Here is a 15,661-nt window from a genome sequence, read left to right as displayed (position 1 = left end):
ATCTATACTAGCTTTACTTACTCCATATAAGTATAAAGGTATAGCTATATTTGAGTTTTTAATAACAATGCTATTATTATTTGCTTTAGAACTTAGAGTTTGTGCTGCTGTGATTTGAATTTTATCTTGATGGTTTTCCAATTGATAGGATTTAATAAAATCCCCATTGATATTAATACTATTATTATTAGCTCCTTTAGTAGCTACCCCACCATAAAGATTAAACTCATTAGCTCCAATGAAATTATAGTTAATAGCAAGCGGCTTTTTTAGATTAATGCTAATACTATTATCATTAGCTATACCATTATTAGTTACACCTGCATAAAAGTCTAAGAGTGCTTTTACTTCTACATTAGTATTTAATGCTAATAAGGTTTGTAAGTCTTTTATATCTATAGTGTTTTTATAAGCATTACCTTGTATGATTTTACCTCCATAGATTTCTCCTACTAAGATGGCATTATAAGCTAATGGGGTATTTTTAGTATCTACTTTTAATCCTAATTTTATCCCATTGATTATCAAGGAATTATTACTTACTTCATAACTTTGATTATTATTAACATCCACAAAGGCCCCTCCAAAATGCGCCCATGATAATGTAGAATAAGAATCTGTTGGACCATGTACTAATAAAGAAGCTCCATCTAAAATAACCTTATTATTTTTAGCATTGCCATTATAAGTAATTGCTCCTATTATATGAGTAGCCCTTTCATCAAATTCTAATTCTCCAAATATATTTTTTTTGTAAGGGGTAGTATGAAAGTCTATTTTTACACCTTTATTTAATATAACTGTATTATTATTAGCATTAGCATCTACACCAAAAGCACCTAAGATATAAGGAGCACCATTTAAAGGTAAGGTATAGGTGTTTTCAACACCCATATTCACATAGGCATCTTTTAAGAAATTTAAAGTATTATTACTTACTTCACCTTTTCTAGCTATAGCTGGAGTGATTAAAAAATTATATTTATTATCTAAACCACTAGCTTTAGGATTGATTACTTCTTTATCAGTAGGTTTTAAATAATATACTGAAGATAATTCCCCTGCTTTTAATACTAAGGTATTATTATTTGCTTTTGCATTGAAAGTATAAGCAGAAACTAAAAAAGGTATATAGCTAGTTTGATGTAATGTGGTATTAGATAAATTAGTACTATGAAAGCCATTAACTACAAAAATATCTTCTTTAATACTTGGAGTGAGTATGTCTTGTTGTGATTCTTTTAAATTTAACCTAAAATAATCCTTATTTTTAGGATTATCATAAATCAAAGTAGTATCCGAAATATTTTTATTAGTAGAAAATTGTCCATAATAATTCACACCGTTGATAAATTTATAGGTATCAAGATTATAATCATATACATCATTATTATTAAATTTATGCTCTTTAATAACATAAGCATTAGAAGCTTTATCATAATTTGCCTGGGTGGCTGCTTGTAGGGAGCTTAAAGAGATGATAGTGATAAAATAGAGTTTTAATAAAGTGCTACTACCCCCCCCCATAAAGCATTTTTTAGATAAATTTTTATTCATTAAAAAACCCTTTCGTAAAATTGATATAAAAAATGGATATAGCTGTTTTATGTATATTTTGATAATGAGTGTAATATTAATATTTTATTCATAAAATTATTCTTAATAATAATTTTATGAATAAAAATTATCTAAATTATAAATTTTTATTTTATAATTTTTATATTTAATATTGGAAAAATTATTCTATATAATTAAAAACTAATTCTTTGGAGCATTTTTTACACTTATAAGCTATATTTAAATATTTTATTTTAATATGCACTCCATAATCAAGTTTATGAATCATATCCTTACAAGCACAAATATACTCAAATTTATCACTGCTCTCTTGCACCTGTTTTTGATTTAAATCTTTTTTATCTAAACTTTTTTTAAATTTACTAATTCTCATGTCATGTTCTGCTATATGTTCTAAAAGCCATACTGAAACTATCTTATATAGCTTTTCTTTAAGATCATTTGTACTAGAACATTCACTAAGCAATACACTCATGTCTTTGATAATTTTCTTATGCATTGCTTTGTGTTCTGATAAATACGGATAATTTATAGAATACATATAATCTTCTTCATCTTTAAAATGGGTTCGCATATAATCAAAAAAATCACCCAATAATTCCTTGACTTCTGCTTTATAAATATGTCTATTTAAAAGATTAGCGGTTTTTTCTGCTAAAGCAAAAAGAGTTTGATGTTGCAAATCAATATCTGCATTTTCAATGCTGAATTTTTCATTCCATATTGGAAATGCTTCCATAAGACATCCTAAGCAATGCGAATATTTTTTTTACAAACTTTGCAGTTATATTTTACACCATTAAGAATTTGTAAATGAACACGATGAGGGATTTTATGCTTTTCATTTGCACAACCACAAATATAAACAACATATTTTGGTGTTTCTTCAACAAAATGCTCTACAGTTAAATTTTCATCCTTATCAAAATCTACCTCATCGGTTTTTTGTTGTTTTTGTTTTTCATATCTATGATATTTCATATCTTCTTTTAATATATGTTCTACAAGCCATTTTTCTGTAATTACATTAAGTTTTTCTTTGAAATCATTTACAGTTTTAATGTTTTTCACTAAAGAGATTAATGAAGTTGTAATTTCTTGATGGATTTTTCTATGTTGCTCTAATCCAGGATAAGCAATATTTTGCATATGAGCCTCCTCATCTTTAAAATGAGTTTTAATATACTCAAAAAGCTCAATCAAAACACTTTTGATTTCACTAATACTTGCATGATTTTCTGCTATAAGATAAGCCTTTTTGGCTATATCAAATAAAACTTTATGCTGCTCATCAATGGTTTTATTATGCACGCTATATTCTTTCGACCATTTAATCATAAAAGCCCTTTTTTTAATAAAAAAATACAACCAAAAAATAAACATAAATAAGTATAACAAAATAACCAAATTATATAATAAATTATAAATGTTTGCAATAGTAGAAAAATTAATTTGTAAGATATTTATAATTATAAATATAATTTTTAAGCTAATATTTTTAACTTTTATATTGAAAATATTTTATTTAAAAGCTATGAAAGTTTCAAAATTTACCCACTTAAATACACTTTCTACTTTAGAAAATCCTGCCTTTTTAAGCATAGTTATGTTTTCATTTTGAGTATAAGGTATGAGGATATTTTCTAAGGCTTCTCGTTTGCTTGAAATTTCTAGCTTGCTATAACCTTGCTCTAGTTTATATTGCTCATAAATTTGTATCATTTTTTTAGCTATTTTTACATCTTCATATAGAATTTTTTCACTAAACACAAACATACCATTTTCATTTAGGTTTTGATAGATTTTATCAACTAACTCTTGTCTTTTAGGTGGGCGGATAAACTGTAAAGTATAAGTAGCTATAAAAACATCATTTTTAAAAAACTCAAAATCATCTAAATTTTTTTGATGAAATTCCACCCTAGCTCCAAAGGCTTGGCATTTACTTTTAGCAATCTCTAGCATAGCATTAGCCTCATCAACCCCACTTAAAAGGAAATCTTTTCTTTTTTCATAAAGTGCAAGCAATAAACTAGCCGTAGAACAACCAAGATCACAAATTCTTGCATTTTGCGGTGTAAAATGATCTATGAGTTCGACTATGAGTTTTAAATTTTGCGTATAAAAAGGCACGGATCTTGACACCATATCATCAAAAACGCTTGCTACACTTTTATCAAATTCAAATTGTTTTTCTAAGGGTTTTTTAAAAATTTCATCTTTCATTTAATTTTCCTAAAATTTCTTTTGCTTTGTTAATATCTTTACCAATTTGTGTTTTTAATAAGGCTAAATCATTGAATTTCTCATTAGCTCTTATATAGTCAATAAAGCTTAACTCCACTGATTTTGTATTTGTGTTTGTGAAATTTTCATCTAAAATATGCGTTTCTAAAGCAAAATTTTCATCAGTAGATCTTATACCTATAAAACTTACACTATGATAACTTTTATTTTCAATCTTTACCAAAGTCGCATATACACCATCTTTAGGTAAAAAGAAGTCTTTGACGCATAAATTTAAAGTTGCAAAAAGCTCTTTAGCACCTATGCCTTGCCCTTTGATGATATTTGCCTGTATAGTATAAAACCTACCTAGGAAATTTTTAGCTTCTTTAACTTTTGCTTCTTTAAGTAAGGTTTTAATCATACTTGTATGAACGCTTTTGTTTTGAATTTTAAACTCATCTACAATAATAGTGTTTATACCACAAAGGCTTTGTATGTCTTTGGCACTGCATTTTCTTTCTTTACCAAATTTAAAATCATAACCTACGATGATTTTTTCTAGTTTGGGAAATTCTTGCTTTAAAAGCTTTAAAAAATCCTCTCCTTTGTAATCTTTGATTTTTTCAAAATCACAAAAAATCAAAGGAAAATCAACTAAAGTTATTCTAAAATCCTTAGGCGTTAGAGCTTCTTTTTCCTCTTTAGTGATGATAAACAAGGCTCCGTTTTCATCTAAATGCTTAAAAAGCTCATAATGCCCCAAATGCATACCATCAAAACGCCCTATGGCTAAGCTAGTGATCTTAGTTTTTTCTATAGGCGTAGAAAAACTCAACATTGCCTTCTTTTCCTTTTAAGTGCGACTCTTGACTTACTTGTAAAATCCAACCAAGCTTTGCACAGGCTTTTTCAAAGCTTTCTTTAGCAGTTTTAATAGCCTTTATATCTTTTACTACTCCGTTTTTATCACGCTTAGCATTTTTACCTACTTCAAATTGAGGCTTAAAAAGCAAGATGATAAGATCTTTAGCAAGCTTATCTATATGAAAAATCAAATGTGTTAAAGATATAAAACTCACATCACAAGTGATAACATCATATAAAATTTCACTTTTAAACTCACGCAAATCAGTGTTTTCACAAATTTGGATATTTTCTAAATTTCTTAAGCTCTCATGAAGTTGATTAGAACCTACATCCAAAGCTGTGATATGTTTAGCCTTGCTTTGATGTAAAATTTGCACAAAACCTCCAGTTGATGAGCCTATATCTAAACAAATTTTATCTTTTATAGTAAATGCATGATCTTGTAGAAAATGCTTGAGTTTAAAAGCAGCCCTACTTACAAAAAGCTCTTCTAAAAGCGTTAGCTTTAAACTCTCATCTTCTAAAGGATTTAAAGATGTGATTTTAAAAGAGGTTTTTTTAAATTCATCATTGAGTAAAATTTGCTTGTTTTCTATAAGCTCGCAAGCTTTATTACGAGAAATGTTTAACTTTGCACTTACAAAGACATCAAACCTCATCATCACCGCCTAAAAGAGCATTAAACTCAGCCTCATTGATGCACTTGACTCCTAAACTTTGAGCCTTTTCAAGCTTTGAGCCTGCTTCACTTCCGTATAATACAAAGTCCGTTTTTTTAGACACACTTGAGCTTACTTTCGCTCCAAAGCTTTCGATTAATTCCTTAAAATGATCGCGTGATTTGCTTAAAGTTCCTGTGATAACAAAGGTTTTATTAGAAATATTTTCATTTATAATAAGCTCTTTTTTCTCATCCTCTAAATGCAAAATTTCATAAAAATGTTTAATGCGGTTTGCGTTAACATGGGTAAATTCTTCTAAGCTTTTAGCCATTTGCTCGCCAAAGCCTTCTAAATTTGCATAAGCTTCATAGCTTTGCATAAACCATTCAAAGCCAAAAGATTGTGCTAGCTTTTTAGCTGCCACTTCTCCAATATGCTCTATACCCAAAGCAGTGATAAACCTTGATAAAGAGCATTTTTTTGCATTTTCAATGGCGCTTAAAAGATTATTGATTTTTTTCTCTTTAAAGCCTTCCAAGCCTTCAAAATCGCTGTATTTTAAGAAAAATATGCTTTCTATGTTAGAGACTTTTCCTTCTTTAAATAAAAGCTCGACGATATTTTCTCCAAGGCCATCTATATTTAAACACTTTTTAGATACAAAATGTATAATGGAATTTACAAGTCTTGCCTTGCAGTCTAAGTTTTGGCATTTTAAAAAAGCACCCTCATCTAAAAGCTCACTAAAACACTCAGGACAAAGAGTTGGTTTAGTAATCTTACTTTCTAAACCATCACGCCTTTGGGTAAAAACTTTAGTGATTTTAGGTATCACATCGCCACTTCTTATCACACTTACACTATCACCTATCATCACTCCAAGTCTAGCTATCTCATCAAAATTATGCAAGGTTGCAGACTTTACTACAACCCCATCTAAATTTACAGGTTCTAGCACTGCCACAGGAGTGATCACTCCGCTTCTTCCAACTTGTAAATTAACCCCAAGCAAGGTTGTAGTTTTTTCCAAAGCAGGAAATTTAAATGCAGCCATAAATTTTGGAAATTTCACGGTATAACCCAAAAGCTTACAATGAGCTAAATCATCTACCCTTACAACCATACCATCCATCATCATAGGTTTTTGATCTCTTTTTTCTAAAAGCTCATGATATTTTTCTAAAACCTCATCTAAAGTTTTCACACAAAAAACAAAGTCATCTTTTAAAAAACCAAGACTTCTTACAAACTCCATCACTTCAGAGTGTTTGCTAAATTCTAAAGAATTCTCCCCCACTCCCCAAGGATAAAATTTTAAATTTCTTTCTTTTGTAATGCTTGTATCAAGCTGTCTTAAAGAGCCACTTGCTGCGTTGCGCGGATTTGCAAATAAACTTAAACCATCTTTAGCTCTTTTTTCATTGATTTTTTCAAAATCTTCTTTTAAAATTACCACTTCACCACGAATTTCTATCTTGTCTTTATAAGGAATTTTTTGAGGTATGTTTGATATTTCTTTTACATTTAAAGTAATATCCTCGCCTATTTCTCCATCGCCCCTTGTAGCACCGCTGATTAAAATACCATTTTCATAAGTAAGATTTAAACTCGCTCCATCAAACTTAGGCTCTATGAAAAAATCAAACTCACATTTAGCTCTTTTTGCCCAAGCTCTAAGCTCAGCTTCATCAAAAACATCTTCCATAGACCACATTTTTGCACTATGTGCAAGTTTGTGAAATTCACTTTGTATAGTCGGGGCGATATTTTGCGTAGGAGAATCTTTAGAAATCTTTTCTTGGTGAAGCGTTTCAAATGCTTTTAACTCTCTTATAAGTTTATCGTATTCTTCATCACTCGCTAAAGGCTCATCATCTTCATAATAAGCCCTCATCCATTCTTTTGCTAATTTTACCTTTTCTAAATACTCTTGATAAGTCATCACTACTCCAAAGAAAGTTCATCCATAGCTTTTGCAAGTTCAAACATTTGTTTATGCTCATACACATCATGCACTCTTATAATGCTTGCGCCATTTTTGAAAGCCTCCAAATGCAAATAAAGCGTACCAGCTAGTCTTTGCTCAACACTTGAATTAAAATAAGCATTTATCACACTTTTCCTACTAGCTCCGATTAAAAGCTCTTTTTCAAAGCGTAAAAAATGCTCTAAGTGTTTGATTAACATCATATTATGCCAAGGACTTTTACCAAAACCAATGCCAACATCTAAAATCACATCTTCTAAACCAAGCTCACTTAATCTTTCTAGCTTTTGTGCAAAAAAATCATCAAGCTCGGCTAACACATCTTCATAATGTGGGTTATCTTGCATATTTTGTGGGGTATTTTGTATATGCATGAGTGTGTAAGTGGCTTTGTATTTTAAAGCTAGTTTGGCTAAATTTTCATTTTTAAAACCGGTGATATCATTAATAAGCTTAAAGCCTTTATTTAAAGCATATTCTAAACAATACTCATCAAAACTATCTAAACTAAAAATACATTTTTCATAAAGTTTTTCTTTATAGATTAAATCTAAAGTATTTTTTAAACGCTTAAACTCTTCTTCTTTCCCACAATACACACTACCAGGTCTTGAAGAAACCGCACCTATGTCTATATAATCAGCCCCTTGAGAAATCATAAGTTCTATTTTTTCTAAAACTTCATTTTCTTTAACCCTACTTTGAGCATTAAAACTATCTTCATTGATATTCATCACACCCATAATTTTTGCATATTTTGGTTTAGTGAAGTTAGACTTTAAAAATAGTGCTAAATTTTTAAGCTTAAAATCTTGTAATTTTTCTTTTTCTATAAGCTTTTTGGCTTGATCTTGCGTTACCATAAGCAAGGCATTGGTATGTTCTTTGCCTAGTATAACTTCTTTATGTGTTACAAGCTCAGCTCCAACTCTTAATGCATCTTGTTTGAGTATATTTGCAGCAGGCGCTCTTAATTCTTTGATAAGAAAAAAATGAATTTGAGTTTTTTCACTCATAATTTTCTCGCCTGCTTTATGTGGCTTTATATATTTAGAAATTTGCTCAAAGTCTGTGTTGGGATTGATTTTAATGATTTTCATTTTTTCTCTCGTGTAAAATTAAAGCTATGGTGCTTAGTAAAATAGTTGGCTTTGCATTTAATTTAGCTAACTCATAAGCTTTGTAAAAAAATTCAATTTCTTCATCGTTTAATTTTATATCTTGTTTAAAACATTCATGGCTTAAAGCGCTAATTAACTCTAAACACTCATGTTTATCTATATTTTCATATTGTTTCAATAATGAAGCAATTTGAGCTAGATCCATTTTTTTAAGATCTAAATTTAAAGACATCTTTTCTTTTTGAATTTTATGTTTTTCTATGATAAATCTTGAAAGTATAGTAGGTAAAAAAACATTTTTTGAAGGAGCTACGATGATAAAATATACATTTTTTGGTGGCTCTTCAAAAAGTTTTAGCAAAAAATTTTGCGCTTCTTCACGAAAAGACTTAGCTAGTATAACAATGATTTTAGCTTGTGCTTCAGCTATATAACTTTCATTCATAATAGCTTTTGCGGTTGCTTGGCCGTTTTTGTCATAAGTTAAGTCATTTAGTCTTAATTCTAAGTCAGGATTTTTGGGTATGAAAAATTTAAGATTTTTTGCTCCATATTCTTCTGTGAGCTTTTCTTGCATTAGCTCAAAATCATTATAGATAATGATTTTATTTCTTAGATTCAAATTTCTACCTTAGAAAAAAGCACAGCCTCTAAGCTTTGCTCAAATACTTTATATAAAGAAATGAGTTTATAGTCTAATTCCTTATCACGCGAAGAAAGATAAAAACTATTTTGCAATTGCTCATCAAAAAGCCAAAGCATACTTTCTGCTTTAGAATTAGCGATTTTAAATTTAAACCCTGTATTAGTTCCTATATAAAAAAAAGCATAACCATTAGGAAAAGAAATACTCAAAAGATCATTAAGCAAATCTATATCTTCTTGGGTATTACAAGCTTTATTATAAATTCCTTTTAAAGACACAAAAGGCACTAAAGGTCTTGTGGAACTGGCATTAATTTGGCTTAAAAAATACTCTTCAAACCACGTTCTTTGATCATCAGTAATCACAATAAAAGTATAACCTTGCAAAAGCAAAGCTAACTTAGAAGCGATCAAAGGCGACCATTCAAGACGCCTTTCTTCTAACCAACTTGTATAAGTACCATTTTCTCGGATTTGTTCTAGGGTAAATTTTAAAAAACTATTGCTCATTTATACATCTAATTTATAAACTTCATGCAATACTCTTACAGCCAATTCGCCGTATTTTTCATGCACGATAACTGAAATTTTAATTTCACTTGTAGAAATCATTTGTATGTTGATATTTTCATTTGCCAATGCTTTAAAAGCTGCTGAAGCTACTCCAGAATGTGATTTCATACCCACACCCACAACTGAAACTTTTACCACAGCATTATCTGTTTCTATATTAGCATTAGCACCTAAAACTTTTTTCATAGCATTAGTTGCTAAATCAAGCTCGTTTTCAGGCACTGTAAAGCCTAAATTTGTAGCTCCATCTACTCCGACATTTTGGATAATCATATCTACATTGATATTTTCATTTGCTAAAGTTCCAAAAATTTCAGCAGCAATACCTGGTTTATCATCAATATTTCTTAAAGTAACCCTTGCTTGGTTTTTATCTAGTGCTATACCGCTAACCAAAGCCTGTTCCATATTTTCCTCCTTAGTAATAATCGTCCCTTCATTTTCATTAAAGCTACTTCTAGTAACTAATTTCACATTTAATTTTTTAGCAAGCTCTACAGAGCGGTTTTGTAAAACTTTAGCTCCTAAACTTGCAAGCTCTAGCATTTCTTCATAAGAAATTTTATCTAGCTTTTTAGCCTTTGGTTCAATTCTAGGATCAGTAGTATATACTCCATCTACATCAGTATAAATCTCACATAAATCAGCATTTAAAGCTCCCGCTAACGCAACTGCACTTAAGTCGCTTCCACCACGACCCAAAGTAGTAACATTACCCATTTTGTCAATACCTTGAAAGCCAGCAACTACTACAATATATCCTTCATCTAAAGCTTTGTTAATATTTGTAGTATCAATGTGTTCAATTCTTGCTTTAGTATAAACATCATCTGTAATAATCCCTGCATTGCGTCCGGAAAATGCAGTGGCTTTTAAACCCATTTCATTTAATGCAATAGCAAGTAAAGATGAAGTTACGCGCTCACCACTACTTAAAAGCATATCCATCTCACGACCTGAAGGGTTTTTACTAAAATGGTGTGCAAAATCGATAAGCTCATTAGTCACTCCACTCATCGCAGAAACTACAACAACTAACTTATCGCAAGTTTTTTTACTTTTTGCTACTCTTTTAGCAACTTCATCAATACGCTCAAGCGTTCCTACGCTTGTTCCCCCATATTTTTGTACGATCAGCATTAAATATACCCCCTTTCTTTAAAATATTTTAAAACCTTAATATATATAGGTTTTTTAAAATGGTTAATCATATCATAAACATCTTCTAATGAAGCAAACTTATATGCATCAAATTCAGGATTTTTAGTATTTAAATTAACAACAGCTTTATTTTTCAATCTAACTAAAAAATATTTTTGACTTTGGCCATCATAAGGATACATTTTTTGTGCAACCTTAGCTGGAAAATCATAACTAATCCACTCAGGATGTTCGGCTAAAATTTCAACCTCATCTGTACCTATTTCTTCTTTTAATTCTCTAAACAATGCACTTTTAGCATCCTCCCCCTCATCTATACCACCTTGAGGAAATTGCCATATATCTTCCATATCATTACGTTTAGCAAGTAAAATTTTACATTCAAAAGGATAAGCTGATGATAATATTATAGCAGCTACATTTGGCCTATATTTTTTTTCTTTTTCCATGATTTTCTTATCCTTGACTTTTAAATAATATAATTCTAACAAAAAAATACGAATTTATAATCACATTTTAAAGAAGTTTTATGCATTTATATATACATATACCATTTTGCGAAAGTAAATGTTTTTATTGTTCTTTTACCTCGCTTAAAAAAAAGGACTTTGAAAAAGATTATTTAAATGCCTTAATGCAAGATATAAAATATCAACTAGATTTTTTCAAGCTTGATAAAAATTCCATAAAGACTGTTTTTGTAGGCGGTGGTACGCCTAGTTTAATAGAAGTTAGTTTTTATGAGAAAATATTTATTTTTTTACAAAGTTATTTACACAAAGATAGTGAAATCAGCATAGAAGCAAACCCCAACTCGAGTAATTTTTCTTGGCTTAAAGAAATAAAAATTTTAGGTTTTAACCGCATTTCTTTTGGGGTACAAAGTTTTCATGAAAAAAAATTACAATTTCTTGGGCGTATTCATGATCAAAAAAGTATTTTCACTAGTATAGAAAATGCAAAAAAAGCAGGATTTGATAATATTAATCTGGACTTAATTTATGATACAAAACTTGATGATAAAAAAATGCTTGATTATGAAATTTCCAATCTTGCCTTACTTGATATTAGCCATGTAAGTGCTTATAATCTAACTATAGAAGAAAAGACAAGATTTGCTAAAAAATTTCATTTTAAAAAAAATGCACCACGTCTTGCAAAGTATTTTATTAAAGCGATTGAAAACCTTGATTATAAACAATATGAAATCAGTAATTTTGGACAAATTTGCAAACACAACCTTGCTTACTGGCAAGGAAAAGACTATATAGGCTGTGGTTTAAGTGCAGTAGGATTTTTAAAAAATCAAAGATTTTATACTAAAAAAAGTTTAAAAGATTATATCAATGATCCTTGTTTTAGAGAGATTGAAAATTTAAATTCAAAAGATTTACGCTTAGAGCATATTTTCTTAGGACTTAGAAGTATTATAGGAGTGGATGAAACAAAGCTAGAACCTTTAGAAAAAGAAAAAGCAATGTTTCTTAGTAAAAAAGGAAAGCTAGTTTATAAAAATGGAATTTTTTATAATACTAACTACCTTTTAAGCGATGAGTTGGCTTTGTATATTAGTACTTAAACTTCAAAGCCCATTTAACAAGTAAAATCAAAACAGGCACTTCAATCAATGGACCTATAATAGCAGCAAATGATTGTAATGAGCTTATACCAAAAGATGCAATGGATATAGCTATGGCAAGTTCAAAATTATTACCACTAGCGCTAAAACTAATAGCTGTGTTTTTTTCATAGTTTAAACCAAGTTTTTTACTTATAAACCAAGAACCATAAAACATTATCACAAAATATAAAAACAAAGGAATGCAAATTTTAAATACATCCAAAGGTAAACTAAAAATATCACTTGATCTATAAGAACACATAATAATGATAGTAAAAAGTAAAGTAATAAGCGTAATAGGACTAATTTTAGGTAAGAATTTTTGCTCAAACCATTCTTTACCTTTTAAACTAATAAAAACAACCCTACTTAAAATCCCTAGTAAAAAAGGCAAACCAAGGTAAATTACCACATTTTTCAAAATTTCATCCATTCTTATTTCTAGGTTATTTTGAAAACTCAAGCCCAAAAGAGAAGGAAAAAACTCTAAAAATAAGTACAAATAAAAAGCAAAACACAAAATTTGAAAAATGGTATTAATACCTACCAAAGCAGCAGTGTACTCCTTATCAGCCTTAGCTAAATCACTCCAAACTACCACCATAGCTACACAACGAGCTAAACCTATGATGATAATACCTTGCATATAATCAAGATCATTTTTTAAAAATACCCAAGCCAATATAAACATTAAAATAGGACCAAAAATCCAATTTAAAAATAAAGAAAGTATTAAAGCTTTAAAAGAATAAAAAATTTTAAATATCTTTTTATACTCAACCTTAGCCAAAGGTGGATACATCATTAAAACCAAACATGCCATAAGTAAAACATTATTTTGATTATAATTAAAACTCTCCCAAAAATTTGTAATATTAGGAAAGATAAATCCTGAAAATAATCCAAAAGCCATGGCTATAAAAATCCATAAAGTCAAAAATCTATCTATAAAACCAAGCATTTAAAGCTCTCCTTGTATGATTTTCTCTAAAAGCTCTTTAAGTTTTAATTTCAAGCTTTCCACTACTTTAATAAAATCTTCATCTTCAAAACCACTAGGATCTTCTAAACCAAAGTCAAAATGGTATCTTGCGCCAACACTTGGACAAGCTACCCCACAACCCATTCCTACAACAATATCTAAATCCTTAGGTAAACTATCAAAACCCTTTGCCTTATAAGAACTTATATCAAGGGCATATTTTTGCTTTAAAATCCTTATGGCTTTAGGATTGACCTCTTTAGAAATATCACTTCCTGCTGAATAAATCTCTAAATTTAAACCAAGTTCTGTAGCCATTTTTTCACATAAAGCTTCAGCCATTTGAGATCTGCAGCTATTATGCACGCAAATAAAAGCTATTTTCATTTTATCCCTTAGGGCATTCGCAAGAAAATCTTTTAAGCTCAGGAAGCTTTATGGAAAGTTCATTGATGTTTTTTAGTATATCATTGCAAAAATTATTTAAATTTTCTTTTACTCCATAATATGCCCAAACACCTTGTCTATCTACTTCTAAAAAATTAGCTTCTTTTAAAATTTTTAAATGTCTTGAAAGTCTTGATTGACTCATATTTAAAGAACTTTGCAAATCACACACACAAAGTTTTCCGTATTTTTGTAAGAAAGCTAAGATCAAAATCCTACTTTCATCATTAATCGCACTTGTTATTTTTAAAAACTCTTGCATAAAAATCCTTATATGAAAAATATTAAAAGTCCAAAACTAATCGCAATAGCAACAATCATACTTGCAAATAAAATCAAAAAGCTTGTTTTGAAAATTCTTTTAAGCAAAATAAGCTCAGGTAAAGAACACCCTGCTCCTGCTATTAAAAAACTCATCATTATACCAAGTGGAATTCCACTAGTAGTTAAAGCTAGTGCTATAGGTATCATAGCTATACAATTCATATAAAGTAAAACTCCTATAAAAGCTGCTATAAATACACCCAAAACTCCATAATCTTTCATATAATTTTGAAAAAAATCTTGCGGAAAAGCACCATGTATAATAGCCCCTATAGCCATACCTATAACAATATAAGGTAAAATTTTTTTATACTCTTTAAAACTTTGTGAAAATAATATTTTGATTTTACTTTCTTTAGCTTTGTTTTTAAAATTTAAAATTTTACTTGTTTTGGAATTTTTGTTAAAAACCAAGCTGGGTTTTTGACAACATGAGCTTTGAAAAGTATTATTAGAACAACATGACTTTTGCTCTAATTCATTTTTTAAAAAGTCTTCATTAAAAAATCTTTGAGTGTTTATTTTAGAAACACAAAAAGCAAGAAATAAAATCACACAAAATAAAAATCCCACATAAAATAAAGATATTTTTAAGCCAAAACTCACCATAAACATCGCCACTATAATAGGATTAATTAAAGGCGAGGTGATTAAATAAGCTATGCATACTCCAAGTGGAACTTTAGCTTTTAAAAATGCGTTTAAAAGCGGTATGCTTGAACATGAGCAAAATGGAGTTAAACAACCCAAAAGTATGGCTTTTATATAGCTTGCAAAAGAATCTTTCTTTAAATGCTCATTAAAAAATTTGGCATAGCGCTCATTTAAATAAGCAATAAGCATACTAACTAAAATAAACAAAACAGATATTTCTATAAATAAAATAAGAAAATCTTTTAAAATAAAAACTAATTTCTCCATGCTTTTCCTTTTTTATTTTTAATTCAATATAACAAAAATATATTAATATATCAAGATATCTTTATATATTAATATGATAAAAGTAATAATATTTTTAAGTATTTTTATGTAAAATGTAAACCATATATTCAAATGAAAGAAGATAAAATAATGAGTTTTGGTGAAATTTTAGTTATTTTAGTTGTAGCTATTTTAGTGCTTGGGCCTGAAAAATTACCTTCAACTATAGTTGAAATTGCAAAAATTTTAAAAGCCATTAAAAGCAATATCGATGAAGCAAAAGCAAGTATTAATAAAGAACTAAAAATAGCAGAATTAAAAGATGAAGCACAAAAATACAAAGATGAATTTTCACAAACTAATGAAAATATCAGAAAAAAACTAAGTTTTGAAGAATTTGATCAACTCAAAGAAGATATTTTAAATAATACCAAAGAATTAAAAAGTGAAATTAATGATTTAGAAAAAGATATACAAGAACTTTCTAATCTTGAAGAAAAAATTCAAAAAGATGAAAAAAATACTCAGAAAATGGAAAGCTAA

The 15,661-nt window shown here is 29.0% G+C and carries 17 protein-coding genes and 1 pseudogene; 2 read left to right on the top strand and 16 right to left on the bottom strand.

Annotated features, from left to right (window positions below; all coding sequences use genetic code 11):
- The 12 genes and pseudogenes from CAMP5082_RS06395 to CAMP5082_RS06340 all read right to left on the bottom strand — a co-directional run.
- Positions 1–1,557, bottom strand: a pseudogene (locus CAMP5082_RS06395) (hypothetical protein); the annotation flags it as partial.
- Between the two features lie 181 nt (positions 1,558–1,738).
- On the bottom strand, positions 1,739–2,317 hold the full coding sequence (locus tag CAMP5082_RS06390) for a bacteriohemerythrin (protein WP_337206245.1): 579 nt from the start codon (positions 2,315–2,317) through the stop codon (positions 1,739–1,741).
- Between the two features lie 8 nt (positions 2,318–2,325).
- Entirely contained in the window at positions 2,326–2,916 is a 591-nt protein-coding gene (locus CAMP5082_RS06385) for a bacteriohemerythrin (protein ID WP_337206244.1), read from the bottom strand.
- A 183-nt stretch (positions 2,917–3,099) separates the two neighbouring features.
- On the bottom strand, positions 3,100–3,804 hold the full coding sequence (gene cmoA / locus CAMP5082_RS06380) for a carboxy-S-adenosyl-L-methionine synthase CmoA (RefSeq protein ID WP_337206243.1): 705 nt from the start codon (positions 3,802–3,804) through the stop codon (positions 3,100–3,102).
- Positions 3,794–4,645, bottom strand: a complete 852-nt coding sequence (locus CAMP5082_RS06375; RefSeq protein ID WP_337206242.1) for a bifunctional riboflavin kinase/FAD synthetase — start codon at positions 4,643–4,645, stop codon at positions 3,794–3,796. Before CAMP5082_RS06375 ends, cmoA begins: the two co-directional genes overlap by 11 nt.
- Positions 4,611–5,333 (bottom strand): 23S rRNA (cytidine-2'-O)-methyltransferase TlyA, encoded by a 723-nt coding sequence (tlyA, locus tag CAMP5082_RS06370; protein ID WP_337206247.1) that lies wholly within the window; start codon positions 5,331–5,333, stop codon positions 4,611–4,613. The genes CAMP5082_RS06375 and tlyA overlap by 35 nt, the downstream gene beginning before the upstream one ends.
- Positions 5,323–7,278, bottom strand: coding sequence for an NAD-dependent DNA ligase LigA (gene ligA / locus CAMP5082_RS06365; RefSeq protein ID WP_337206241.1), 1,956 nt, complete (start codon positions 7,276–7,278; stop codon positions 5,323–5,325). Before ligA ends, tlyA begins: the two co-directional genes overlap by 11 nt.
- Positions 7,279–7,280: 2 nt before the next feature.
- Positions 7,281–8,423, bottom strand: coding sequence for a dihydropteroate synthase (folP, locus tag CAMP5082_RS06360; RefSeq protein ID WP_039628258.1), 1,143 nt, complete (start codon positions 8,421–8,423; stop codon positions 7,281–7,283).
- Positions 8,410–9,021, bottom strand: a complete 612-nt coding sequence (locus CAMP5082_RS06355) for a DNA polymerase III subunit delta' (RefSeq protein ID WP_263725290.1) — start codon at positions 9,019–9,021, stop codon at positions 8,410–8,412. Before CAMP5082_RS06355 ends, folP begins: the two co-directional genes overlap by 14 nt.
- 41 nt (positions 9,022–9,062) lie before the next feature.
- On the bottom strand, positions 9,063–9,599 hold the full coding sequence (locus CAMP5082_RS06350; RefSeq protein ID WP_263664135.1) for a HobA family DNA replication regulator: 537 nt from the start codon (positions 9,597–9,599) through the stop codon (positions 9,063–9,065).
- Positions 9,600–10,802, bottom strand: a complete 1,203-nt coding sequence (locus CAMP5082_RS06345; protein WP_039641297.1) for an aspartate kinase — start codon at positions 10,800–10,802, stop codon at positions 9,600–9,602.
- Positions 10,802–11,272 carry an RNA pyrophosphohydrolase gene (locus CAMP5082_RS06340; RefSeq protein WP_039618104.1) on the bottom strand — a complete coding sequence of 157 codons (471 nt, stop codon included), beginning with the start codon at positions 11,270–11,272 and terminating at the stop codon, positions 10,802–10,804. Before CAMP5082_RS06340 ends, CAMP5082_RS06345 begins: the two co-directional genes overlap by 1 nt.
- 80 nt (positions 11,273–11,352) lie before the next feature.
- Between CAMP5082_RS06340 and hemW the strand changes: the two genes are divergently transcribed.
- Complete coding sequence (gene hemW / locus CAMP5082_RS06335) at positions 11,353–12,402, top strand: radical SAM family heme chaperone HemW (RefSeq protein WP_337206240.1); 1,050 nt, start codon at positions 11,353–11,355, stop codon at positions 12,400–12,402.
- On the opposite strand, the gene arsB is transcribed toward hemW, so the two are convergent.
- The 4 genes from arsB to CAMP5082_RS06315 are packed head-to-tail and all read right to left on the bottom strand — an operon-like array spanning position 12,392 to position 15,118.
- Positions 12,392–13,405, bottom strand: coding sequence for an ACR3 family arsenite efflux transporter (arsB, locus tag CAMP5082_RS06330; RefSeq protein ID WP_337206239.1), 1,014 nt, complete (start codon positions 13,403–13,405; stop codon positions 12,392–12,394). The genes hemW and arsB overlap by 11 nt on opposite strands.
- The gene (locus CAMP5082_RS06325; protein ID WP_337206238.1) at positions 13,406–13,813 is read right to left on the bottom strand and encodes an arsenate reductase/protein-tyrosine-phosphatase family protein; all 408 of its coding nucleotides are present in this window, start codon (positions 13,811–13,813) and stop codon (positions 13,406–13,408) included.
- 1 nt (position 13,814) lies between these two features.
- Positions 13,815–14,135 carry an ArsR/SmtB family transcription factor gene (locus CAMP5082_RS06320; RefSeq protein WP_337206237.1) on the bottom strand — a complete coding sequence of 107 codons (321 nt, stop codon included), beginning with the start codon at positions 14,133–14,135 and terminating at the stop codon, positions 13,815–13,817.
- A gap of 8 nt (positions 14,136–14,143) precedes the next feature.
- Positions 14,144–15,118, bottom strand: coding sequence for a permease (locus CAMP5082_RS06315; protein WP_337206236.1), 975 nt, complete (start codon positions 15,116–15,118; stop codon positions 14,144–14,146).
- Positions 15,119–15,268: 150 nt separating this feature from the next.
- Here CAMP5082_RS06315 and tatB point away from each other — a divergent pair, with 150 nt between their 5' ends.
- Positions 15,269–15,661 carry a Sec-independent protein translocase protein TatB gene (tatB, locus tag CAMP5082_RS06310; RefSeq protein WP_039618091.1) on the top strand — a complete coding sequence of 131 codons (393 nt, stop codon included), beginning with the start codon at positions 15,269–15,271 and terminating at the stop codon, positions 15,659–15,661.

It is taken from the genome of Campylobacter sp. LMG 17559 (assembly GCF_024723605.1).
Lineage (GTDB): Bacteria > Campylobacterota > Campylobacteria > Campylobacterales > Campylobacteraceae > Campylobacter_D.
This window is presented reverse-complemented; position numbering and strand designations above follow the sequence as displayed.